At 35.4% G+C, this 10,776-nt stretch carries 9 protein-coding genes and 1 tRNA gene; 4 read left to right on the top strand and 6 right to left on the bottom strand.

Annotation, left to right across the window (positions count from 1 at the left end):
- Positions 1–255 precede the first annotated feature (255 nt).
- From ACP5SL_RS05615 to ACP5SL_RS05600, 4 genes are all read right to left on the bottom strand, one after another.
- Positions 256–1,242, bottom strand: a complete 987-nt coding sequence (locus ACP5SL_RS05615; protein WP_428228315.1) for a PhoU domain-containing protein — start codon at positions 1,240–1,242, stop codon at positions 256–258.
- A gap of 64 nt (positions 1,243–1,306) precedes the next feature.
- Positions 1,307–1,990, bottom strand: a complete 684-nt coding sequence (locus ACP5SL_RS05610) for a metal-dependent hydrolase (protein ID WP_428228314.1) — start codon at positions 1,988–1,990, stop codon at positions 1,307–1,309.
- 21 nt (positions 1,991–2,011) lie between these two features.
- Complete coding sequence (locus ACP5SL_RS05605) at positions 2,012–2,635, bottom strand: mechanosensitive ion channel family protein (RefSeq protein ID WP_428228313.1); 624 nt, start codon at positions 2,633–2,635, stop codon at positions 2,012–2,014.
- Positions 2,636–2,762: 127 nt separating this feature from the next.
- Positions 2,763–3,347: a stage II sporulation protein M gene (locus ACP5SL_RS05600; protein WP_158308336.1), complete on the bottom strand. Its 585-nt coding sequence runs from the start codon at positions 3,345–3,347 to the stop codon at positions 2,763–2,765.
- Positions 3,348–3,479: 132 nt separating this feature from the next.
- On the opposite strand from ACP5SL_RS05600, the gene ACP5SL_RS05595 reads away from it, so the two are divergent.
- From ACP5SL_RS05595 to ACP5SL_RS05585, 3 genes are all read left to right on the top strand, one after another.
- A complete protein-coding gene (locus tag ACP5SL_RS05595; protein ID WP_428228316.1) occupies positions 3,480–4,670 on the top strand; it encodes an FprA family A-type flavoprotein in 1,191 nt (396 codons plus the stop codon).
- A 488-nt stretch (positions 4,671–5,158) separates the two neighbouring features.
- Positions 5,159–8,896 (top strand): reverse gyrase, encoded by a 3,738-nt coding sequence (rgy, locus tag ACP5SL_RS05590; protein ID WP_428228312.1) that lies wholly within the window; start codon positions 5,159–5,161, stop codon positions 8,894–8,896.
- A 160-nt stretch (positions 8,897–9,056) separates the two neighbouring features.
- Positions 9,057–9,956, top strand: a complete 900-nt coding sequence (locus tag ACP5SL_RS05585) for a carbon-nitrogen hydrolase family protein (RefSeq protein WP_148683771.1) — start codon at positions 9,057–9,059, stop codon at positions 9,954–9,956.
- A gap of 92 nt (positions 9,957–10,048) precedes the next feature.
- On the opposite strand, the gene ACP5SL_RS05580 is transcribed toward ACP5SL_RS05585, so the two are convergent.
- Both ACP5SL_RS05580 and ACP5SL_RS05575 read right to left on the bottom strand, forming a co-directional pair.
- Positions 10,049–10,162: transfer RNA gene (locus ACP5SL_RS05580), tRNA-Cys, on the bottom strand.
- Between the two features lie 29 nt (positions 10,163–10,191).
- Positions 10,192–10,362, bottom strand: a complete 171-nt coding sequence (locus tag ACP5SL_RS05575; protein WP_014558436.1) for a 50S ribosomal protein L40e — start codon at positions 10,360–10,362, stop codon at positions 10,192–10,194.
- Between the two features lie 183 nt (positions 10,363–10,545).
- Here ACP5SL_RS05575 and ACP5SL_RS05570 point away from each other — a divergent pair, with 183 nt between their 5' ends.
- Positions 10,546–10,740, top strand: a complete 195-nt coding sequence (locus ACP5SL_RS05570; RefSeq protein ID WP_228009318.1) for a ribbon-helix-helix domain-containing protein — start codon at positions 10,546–10,548, stop codon at positions 10,738–10,740.
- Positions 10,741–10,776: the final 36 nt, after the last annotated feature.

Genomic DNA, 10,776 nt, shown 5'->3' with positions numbered 1-10,776 from the left:
TGTTATCCAAGGGTCAATTAGAACCGTCTTAACTCTATTCTGACCTCCTTCCCCCCACCATAAATGGTGAGACTTGTCGCTTGTTTTGTCAAAGTGAAAAAAAGTGTCGTGCAGCACAAATCAACAAAGTGTATGAAATATATATGCATTAAAGAAGTTAGGAAATTTTTAAGACTTTAATCTTTATTAAAGCCCAGTGATTAGCTTTGAAGTGCTGATTAATTCAAATGATTCTCATAGCAAAAAGGGAAAGCTTTAAGTTTGCAGAACATTAATGTCCAACACACTCTCTAATAAATCGATTGAATATGCAATTATTCTCCTCAGACTTTCTGCAACGTAGCTAAGGTTAACTGAATATTTAAGAAGAGATGCTCTAAGCTCTGATTCTACATTCATCAAGTTTATTGCTTTTTCAGTTATTTCATTTAGTAGCTCACCATCAAACTTCAAAACCAGCTTTAGAATTTGAGATTCTAAATCCTTTATAGAATTAATCAAATTCAGTATTCCTTCCTTTTCTTTGTCGTTTATATTAGACTGGACAAGCTCTACTTCCAAGTTTTTTGATATTGCTGATACATGGTCTCCTATTCTTTCTAATGATTTTGCGGCAAGTGCGTAATGAACAGAAGAGCTTGGGTTGATCCGTTCTTGGGTCGGCATATTGTAAATGTTAACTAAGTATCTTATAGAATATAGATACAGCCTGTCTATATAATCATCCCTTTGATATATATCCTTAATAATTTTTAAGTCGTTTTTGCGCAGTCCAATAGCTAGGTCTTCAAGCATGTATATTATAGTTTTCATCATGCTGTTTATTACATGTGTAATATCTGAAAATGTTGTGTCAAGTATAGCTCCCAAAACGATGTCGTTTGAAGTTTCTTCTAATATTTCTAGCCCAAGTACCTTTTTCTTCAGAGAATCGGCAATGCTTGAAAGCGTTTTTTTGCATTCAACATCGCTCGCATGTAGGACTATTTCTTTCTTTCCGGCTAAGTATTGAGCAATAATTGTCCTCTCTATAAAATTCCTGCTTTCCTTACATGTGAAAGAAATTTCTGCTTTTGAAAAATGCTCTCTTCTTTCTGGCGCGTATATAAGAAGCGCCTGATTACTGAGTTCTTCAACAAATAGCTCTTCACCTTCCTTCAAATCGACCTTTTCGGCCCAGCTTTTAGGAAGGCTGAGAATGTAAGTAGATCCTCCAACAATTTGCACTCTTCTCCTGTACAATTCTCACACCTTAAAAAATATATTTTTCTATAGACTTTATAAGACTTTTCAAAAAAATAAAAATTTATAAAATTATTTTCTCGCCAGGATTTACCACTATAACTTTTGTCTTGGTTAGTGATTCGACTAATGACTTAAAGGCTAATGGATCAGCCTTAATCTCCTCGAAAGTATTGTAGTGCATTGGCACGACCATTTTAGGCTTAATCAGCTGAACTGCCTTTACTGCTTCCTTTATTCCCATAGTGAAGTGTCCCCCAATTGGAAGAAATGCGAGGTCTGGTGAATACAGCTCGCTTATTATGCTCATATCAGTGAAAACACCTGTGTCCCCTGCATGGTAAAAAGTGAAGTCCCTTCCTGATACGACAACTCCCACAGGAACACCTTTTTCACTTGAATGCACTGCAGGAACGAGCACTATATCTAAATCGTCTATGCTCAATCGCCCTCCTACATTTCCACCGATCGCAGAAATCCCATTTTTTTCAGCCTCTTCAGCTAATTCATAAACTCCTACCATCTTAGCGCCCGTTATTTTGCATATATCATAAGCATTCCCCAAATGATCTGAGTGATCGTGAGTGACAATGATATAGTCGATCTTTTTATTAGAAAAATCTTCAACTTTAGCTTTTGATAGCGGATTTGTTATCCAAGGGTCAATTAGAACCGTCTTAACTCTATTGTCAAGCCCCACTAATTGAATCTCAAACGCGCTGTGACCGTAATAATTTATTTCGGTCATTCAATCTCACCAAAATATAATTTAAGATGATTTGTTGCTTTTAAACATTCTTGAAATTATTATGCTCACAGATACTATTATCATAACGGCAGTTAGTCCCCAAATTATAGGGGACATCGCACTCTCTAGAACCTGGACTTCCATCCCGCTTCTGTCCAGAGCAAATATTACAATTACAATATACAGCAATATTCGCAAATATTCGGCAATGGGAGATAGAATGATTTCTTCTTCTCTTATCTCTGAAGTACTGTATATATACCCTACAAACGAATCAACCAATATGAATCCTGGAATTATGATTATAATTACTTTAGCAAGCCCCCAAAGATATACTTTCATGATTGTCAGGATTAGGCTAGAAAAGTAGCCTAAATTGAGGTTAATGAAGATATATTCAAACCCGAGCAAAATAAAGAATGCGTATAAAAACCATGATGTAACTAGTGCGAAAAACTCACTTGCTGAATATCCAGCCTTGTCTAAAGCCCTACCGATTGTGAATTTCTTCAGCCAATTATCAAATCCGGTCCTCTTTAAAGATGCTTCAATGAGATATTTCATTAATCTTCCAATGAGGTAACCTACTAGTATGATAATTGCTGCAATCACTACAGAAAAAAGAATATCATAAAAGCTGCTCAAGCCAAACATCTCCTTAAAATGTTAGTTCTATATATAATTAAACACTGTGATTTTTAAATATTAAAAGAAATTAGTTGTTTAACAACTGAAAGCCTCGTTTTTTAGGGCGGGGAGGAGGTCAGATAATTCATATAGGAACAGGCGTCTTGCTGTTCAAGAGGAACTGCAGAACTAAAGGAGATATGAAAACCTCTATAACTGCTGCTATAAGTAGCAGTATAACAATATTCAGCACGTACTTCGGCATCTTTTTTAATACATCGAAAAAGTTGTTTTCTCTTCTAAACATAAACTTCCAAAAGTTTACTCCAAGAGAAGTGCCGTAAGCTGCTGAAAGAAAAATTGCCGTAAGCTCAAAAATACCGTGCGGCATTAATGATAATATGCCAGAAAAAACACTCAACCCTTCCTGAGTTAAAAGCCCGACAACCAGTCCGGTAATTATACCATTAGCCAGTACTATGAAAGAGGGAATTACAACTGTCAAACCGCTTAAGATTGAAATTAGAGAAACGGTTAAGTTGTTAACAAAAATTGCAAGAACAGATGAAGGTGAAAATGGCTTAAAGTTTATTGTTTTCGCCTTTTCTCCAACTCCTCCTATTAACTGCGATATCAGATCGCTCTGACCGCTCAGTACAATTAAATATCCTAATATACCGCCAATTAAAAACAGGAAAATCATCAATGCCATAAGCTTCTTTAAAGACAATTTCATCCACTTTCTTTTTTTAATTAAATCGCAATGAACGCGAATAAATTTTACTGATAGAAAGCTCTCTTTTCTAATATATAGAATAAATATATAATCAACGAGAAAAAAATAATGAATGAAAAAATTTTGGTGGTAAATTTGTTGAATTTTAAGCCAATTAAGCTTACCGAAGGGATATACTGGGTCGGGGTTAAAGATTGGAGCAGAAAAATATTTGACGCATTTGCTCCACTAGAGAGGGGCACCAGCTACAACTCCTATTTAGTAAAAGGAAGCACATCTGTTGCTCTTATTGACACCGTTGAATCAGATTTTCAAAGCGAATTCTTTGAAAAGCTTGAGAGTGTTGTTAATATTAAGGACATAAAATACGTCATTATGAATCATGCTGAACCGGATCATTCAGGTTCTATACCTATCGTAATGGAAAAGGCTTCTGATGCTAAGCTTGTGACGACGGCATTTGGAGCAAAGCTAGCAAAAGTCTTTTATCATGTTCCAGATGAAAGAATCAAGATAGTAAGAGATGGTGATATAATAGATTTAGGAGGAAGAACGCTGAAATTTATTGAAGCGCCTATGCTTCACTGGCCTGAAACTATGTTTACTTACCTTGTTGAGGACGGCGTACTTTTTTCATGCGACTTCTTCAGCGCTCATTTAGCAGAAGGAATCTGGGATGATGATGTCAGCGATATCATTGAATTCTCAAAGGAATATTGGGCTACAATAATGATGCCTTTTAGAACGAACGCTATCTCCGCGCTCAAAAAGATTTCAAACCTAAAAATAAAAATGATAGCCCCGTCTCATGGACCGATTATTCGGCACCCAGAAAAAATTTTGGAAAAATATAATGAATGGGCAGAAGGGAAAACAGATAAGAAAGTTTTGATTCTCTATGTTAGCATGTACAAACATACGGAAAGCATTGCGAGATTGCTAGAAAGTGAATTTTTTAACAGGGGGATTAATGTTAAACTGTATGACTTAGTTCAAGCTAACTTAAGCGAAGTTTCAAAGAACATGGCTGATTCCAGCGCGATAGTCCTAGCTGTTCCGACAATAATTGGTAGCATTCATCCAATACCTTTTAATTATCTTTATCTTTTAAAGCTTTTGAAGCCTCCGATAAAATATGCGGGAGTAATAATAACGTTTGGATGGGGGACAAGCGCTGATAAACAAATTGAAGAGCTCTTAAAAGATAGCAAAATCGAAATACTTGACACAATCAAAGTTAACGTGAATCTTTCTGAGGATAATAAAAAGCAAATTCTTAGTTTGGTCGAAAAAATTGAGGCAAAACTGAGAACTTAAGTGCTCGCAAACAAACAATATTTCACATTGAAATAAGAAAAGAATAAAAGGAAAAGAAAAATATTTGTAATTTGAAATCCGTCTGATGATGAGGAATCCGGGAACGGATATAAGAATGAAGTTTTATGCTTTTTTCTGAAGCGGTTTAAATTTATCAGAGCGAATAATTCAAGAATAAGCATTACAATAATTTTTCAGGATTTTCTACCAATAATTCAATGAGGACTTCTGCGCATTTGCAAATACCTAGACTTTCAATTCTAACAAACAGTTATACAAAGTTTTGAAAAACCAAAGGTATTATGTTGACAGATAACATACTTTTCTCTCACACAACTTGAAATGAGAGAAATGCTATAAGCTTCATCCATGTCTAAGTAAAACATCTTATCCTCAACATACATTTACGACTTTAAGAAAATTAAATATATAAATAAAAAATTGTTTTTAAAAGGAAGTAAAAGGATAAAGAAAAATGTTGAACTGTCATGCAACAGGTAAAAGGTATATATATCAGAAGCTGTCCTAACTGCGGTGGTCCTGTATCAGATCTCAGGCTCTCAAAAGGGCTAGCATGTGAAAGATGCTTACCAGATATAAATGAAGAATTGGATTTCGAGCGCCTATTGCTTAAGTTAAAAGAAGAGGGCTCTTTAAAGGAGCTAAAAAAGTACTATAATATGGAGGAAATGCTAAAAGAATTTGTCGATATGTTCGAAAAAGCTTTAAGGAACCCTCCTTGGAGCGCCCAAATCACATGGGCCAAAAGAGTTTTTCTCAATAAAAGCTTTTCCATTGTTGCTCCTACAGGGGTTGGAAAAACTGTATTTGGAATGATTACTGCTTTATTTTTCTCTAAGCACAAAGAGAAAAGTATGATAGTTCTCCCAACTAGAGCCTTGGTTTCTCAGGTATGTGAAAAGCTTGAACGATTCAAAGAAACACTTGAAATTGATGCAAAAATCTTATGCTCTTCAATGCTCAGAGCGGGTATTAAGTCCGAAGTTTTAGAAATGTTGTCTAAAGGAGATTTTGACATTTTTGTTTGCACTTCTAAATTCATGATAAGGAATTCTTCGATATTGAAAAGAGCTGGTTTCCGCTTCTTTTTTGTAGATGACGTTGACTCCGTTCTAAAAAGCGGTAAAAGTATAGAATCCCTTTTTAACGCGATGGGCTTTAGCAGCGAAGCTATCAATCTTGTTCTAGAGATTTCACGTTTACGTTCACTAGCAATGAGAGCACAGGAGGACAATAAGAGTGAAAAGTTGAGAAAAGAACTCAATGAAAAGCTGGAAAAGCTTAAAAAAGAGAAAGAAAAAATCGGTGCAGTTTTAGTTGTAAGTAGCGCTACAGGTAGCCCAAAGGGGAGGAAAATTTCGCTTTTTAAAGAGCTCTTGGGATTCCAAGTTGGAACAAAGACTGAGCAACTTAGAAATGTAGTTGATACCTATAAGGTAGTTTCCGACGAGGATCTAGAGAAAGAACTTGTAAGCTTAGTAAAAAAACTGGGTTCGGGGGGTTTGGTATTTGTTCCAAGCGATATGGGAACCGAATATGCAAAAAAGATTGCTGATTTGCTAAATTATATAGGAATAAAAAGTGAAGCGATTTCTTCAAAGAATATCAGATCCATAAAAAGTTTCGAAACAGGTGAAATAGATGTTTTAGTGGGCGTTTCAATCTACTATGGCATCCTTGTAAGAGGACTGGATCTTCCTCACAGGGTTAGATATGTTATATTTGCAGGACTGCCGAGGTTCAAATTCACACTCCAGCTGGAAAATATACATCCTCTGAATGTACTGACTATTCTCTCACTTCTTTCAAAGGCAAACATTAAAGATGTATCTGAACAAGCAAAGGTATATTTGAAAAACATTAGAAGAATTTTGAGAAGCTTGTCTCCAGCTGCAATTCAAATCATAGCTAATAAACTTATTGAGGGAAAGATCGAAAATGATATAGATAGAGCATTTATGGAAAGCATTCAATTCTTGAAGAACTCATTGAAGAGAGAAGACGTTAAAAATTATCTACTGAGCACAAATGAGGTCTTCGTAAGAAAGGAGGGGGAGAAATTCTTCATTTATGTGCCTGATATAAAAAGCTATATTCAGGCGAGCGGAAGATGCAGCAGATTATATGCGGGAGGTTTGACCAAAGGGCTAGCAATAACTCTTGTTCCCAAGAGTGAAAATCGGTTATTTGAAATCTTCCAAAGAAGTGCAAGGATATATATAGAAAGTGCGGATATTAAGCCACTTGAAATCATAGACCTTAATCAGGTTTTGAAAGAAATTGATGAAGATAGGAAAAAAGTTCTAAAGATAATTGAAGGAAAGTTTGAGGGAGAAAAATTAGATTTAGTAAAGAGCGCTCTTATGATAGTAGAGTCCCCGAATAAGGCGAAGACTATCTCAAACTTTTTCGGAAGGCCGAGTGTCAGGATACTTGGAGAAAACCTAAAGGCATATGAAGTTTCTATTGGAAATTTGATGCTTCTTATTACTTCTAGCGGAGGACATATAGTTGATGTGGTAACAAATGCAAATGATAATGAGCTTAAAGCGTATTCCGGTTTAAAAAAAGAGCTTTACGGAATACTGTACGATGAGAAGAGAAAAACTTTCGTACCTGTATATTCGACAATAAAGAAGTGCTTGAACTGCGGCAATCAATTTTCAGATGAAATCGATAGGTGCCCTAGGTGCGGTAGCAGAGAGATAAAGGACAGCAGAAATGTAATAAATGCTCTAAGAGACTTGGCAACTGAAGTGGATAAAGTTCTCATTGCCACCGATCCAGATACCGAAGGAGAAAAAATCGGATGGGATATTTCTGTTCTACTTAGACCCTTTACTCAAAACATCAAGAGAGTACTCTTTCACGAAGTTACTCGAAGAGCAATATTAAAGGCACTATCAGAAGAAAAATTAATAGATGAAAAGCTAGTAGATGCGCAGATTACAAGAAGGGTTGAAGACAGGTGGATCGGCTTTTCGCTATCGCAAAAGCTTCAAAAGGACTTTTGGAAAGAATATTGCATGAAGTATGTTAAGAATGAGAGCAGATGCTCGGAAAATAAAAATTTAAGCGCAGGAAGGGTTCAAACACCAGTTTTAGGATGGATAATTGAAAGATATCATGATCACTTAAAAAGCGAAAAGACAATAATTTCTATACAAGCAAAAAATGGAGGTTTAATTGAGCTTTCATTTGCAAAAGAGGATTATAATAGAGAATTAGATTTGGATGCGCTGAAAGAAAAGAAAGTAATCGTAAAGGTGGTAAAGGAGGAGGATGCAGAAGTATTCCCAAGGCCGCCCTTCACCACAGATACTCTACTCATTGAATCAAATAAGGTTCTTGGACTAAGCGCTTCAAGAACGATGCAGCTTGCACAAGATCTTTTTGAAGCAGGTTTGATAACATATCACAGAACTGACAGCATAAGAGTTTCCACAACAGGCATAGAAGTTGCTAAAGATTATATTCAAAGAAATTTTGTAGATAGTTGGGAAAAATTATTCACTCCAAGAATATGGGGATCTGAGGGAGCGCATGAAGCCATTAGACCGACAAGACCTCTCAGTAAAGATGACCTGATCAAGCTTATCGATGAAGGAGAAATAATCGTTCCGAAGCCTTTGACGAGAACGCATTTCTCTTTATATGATCTAATATTTAGAAGATTCGTAGCATCCCAAATGAAGCCATGCGTTGTAAGTAAGCAATTTATTGTATATGAAATAGAGGGAACTGGTATAAAAATATCTGAAGAGATTTTAACAAATAACATCAAAGATAAAGGGTTTCTGACCGTATATAGCTATTTAGAACTCAGGCAAAGAATGAAAGAAGGTTCTTATAGCATCGTTAATGTAAATGCTATAAAGAAAAGGGTCATTCAATTATATACCCAGGCGGATCTTGTTTCGAAGATGAAAGAGAGGGGATTAGGGAGACCAAGCACATATGCAACGATTATCTCAAAAATTCTTACTAGAAGATATGCTCTGGAAAGCGGAAAGTACAGGAAAATAGTTCCAACGAAGCTCGGAATAAATGTCTATAATTACCTTTCAGCTAATTTCAGCAAACTAGTAAGCGAAGAAAGGACGAGATCGCTGGAAGAAAAAATGAGTAGGGTCGCAAATGGAGAAGAAGACTATAGAAATGTAATAGAAGAATTATATAGAGAGATAAGCGAAATCTCTAAATAATTTTCAACGGATTTTTAATTGCACTGCCTTATAAAAAAGTCAAAAGCCAGACAAAAGCAACTTAAAAAATATAAGTCAATATAAAACTTTATAATTAGAATCATTTAAGTTATTTATATATTCTTAAGAACAATTATTAGTGGAAAAGAGGTATAACTTGATGAAAATAGCTATTGCTCACATGACACTAAAATTACTCTCAAAGAAGCTCAATTTCGAAAGAGCTAAAAAAGTTGTTCATGAAGCAAAGCAGAAAGGTGCTAAAGTTGTCATTCTTCCATCAATGATAAATTTAGGTCCTGCTATTTCATTTACAAGCCCTGCTCAACTGAAATCTATCCTTAAGAATCATGCAGAGAGAATACCTAGCGGAGGAACAGCATATTTCCTTTCAACTTTGGCTGTACAGAACAGCATCTTCATAATCTCTGGGCCAATACTAGAAAGGGCTGGACCTAAGGTTTTTTTGACCTCCCTAGCGATATCTCCTACTGGAAATATTGTAGGAAAATATAGAAAAATAGTTTTAAGCCACTCGGATATTTCTATCGGTTTATCTTCTGGAAAGAGCCTTGAAGTAGTTGATATGAAAGAAAAATATGGAATCATGGCGGAGTGGGACTCTTATCATCCTGAAATCGCTAGGGGGCTTACAATTTTAGGCTCAACAGTTTTAATAAATTTCCCAAGAATTGAACCTGTTTTTGATAAAAAACTGAAAAAAATTCTTGAAACGAGAAGCATTGAAAACAATGTTCCAATAATGTCTATTGGAGGAATTATAAAATCTCAAGATCAGTTTTTGGCAGAATTTCCATCTTTAATTTATGATCCTTATGAAGGGCTTTTGGAAGAAATCACTTTAGAGTCTAAAAAAGAGGAAAAAACGATGAAAGTAAGTGATGAGGACAAGGTAGTTCTTTTAGAACTTCAAAATTACACTCAAAAGCCACAACTTCAAGAACAGAAATATTTGATGGAGCTCTTCACTACTGTATATAAAGATTTGAAGAAAAAGATGGAAGGTCAGGAAGAGGAAGCTACAAAGCACTCAGAGTAAGTATTTATTAGATCGACTTAATAGACATTCTTGTTTTTAGTTAATTTCAAGAACTATGCACTCTCTGATTTGAATTAAAAAAGTCGAAATAGAGCCGGGGGCGGGATTTGAACCCGCGATAAAACGGGTTTCCACTTAAATCGATAGGCGGTTTAATTCAAAATTTATCTGCAGCCCGCCGCCTTAGACCGCTCGGCCACCCCGGCGCAATCAATTTAAAAATTAGAAAGCGGTTTCATCCTTTCTTCATTCCTAATTTCTTCTTCTTTGGTCTTAAATTTTTACTGCCACATCTCCTGCATTTAGTAGCATTAGGAGGGTTGATAGCTCCGCAATTCCTACAAATCATCTTGTCTAATACTCTTTTCGTTACTATTTCGACAAGTTCAGGATCTTTTATGGGCATAAAACCACACCTGCATTACTACAATTTCAAGCCTCTTTTTTAAGACCTTAAATCCATCTTATTAAGTTAATTACAATTGAGCTTTTTAAGTTTTCTCATCTTTGTTTCCCTTACTTCATATGCGCAGATCATTTTCGTTTTATACTTAAATTGTCAAAAATAATTTTAATGGTGGTTCTTGAAATGAAGAAGAACATTACTGTAAAGGTTTCCGATGACGTGCTGGAGCTCATAAAGGAACTGATTCAATCAGGAAAATATAAGAACAGAAATCAGATAATAAACAAGGCTTTGGATGAATTTTTAGCAAAGGAAATATTTAGCATAGACTACCTCAACGTAAAGAGAAATAATGAGAATTCAGTAGCTACTGATTAAATTAATGAGACCAAAGATGTTCAAAATATATTTTAC

The organism is Fervidicoccus sp. (assembly GCF_049967375.1).
Classification (GTDB): domain Archaea; phylum Thermoproteota; class Thermoprotei_A; order Sulfolobales; family Fervidicoccaceae; genus Fervidicoccus; species Fervidicoccus fontis.
This window is presented reverse-complemented; position numbering and strand designations above follow the sequence as displayed.

What these genes read in the sequence shown, in the direction of transcription:
- ACP5SL_RS05570 (WP_228009318.1), top strand. Translation starts at nt 10,546, where the DNA reads ATGAAGAAGAACATTACTGTAAAGGTTTCCGATGACGTGCTGGAGCTC.
- ACP5SL_RS05585 (WP_148683771.1), top strand. Translation starts at nt 9,057, where the DNA reads ATGAAAATAGCTATTGCTCACATGACACTAAAATTACTCTCAAAGAAG.
- ACP5SL_RS05575 (WP_014558436.1), bottom strand. Translation starts at nt 10,362, where the DNA reads ATGCCCATAAAAGATCCTGAACTTGTCGAAATAGTAACGAAAAGAGTA.
- rgy (WP_428228312.1), top strand. Translation starts at nt 5,159, where the DNA reads ATGCAACAGGTAAAAGGTATATATATCAGAAGCTGTCCTAACTGCGGT.
- ACP5SL_RS05610 (WP_428228314.1), bottom strand. Translation starts at nt 1,990, where the DNA reads ATGACCGAAATAAATTATTACGGTCACAGCGCGTTTGAGATTCAATTA.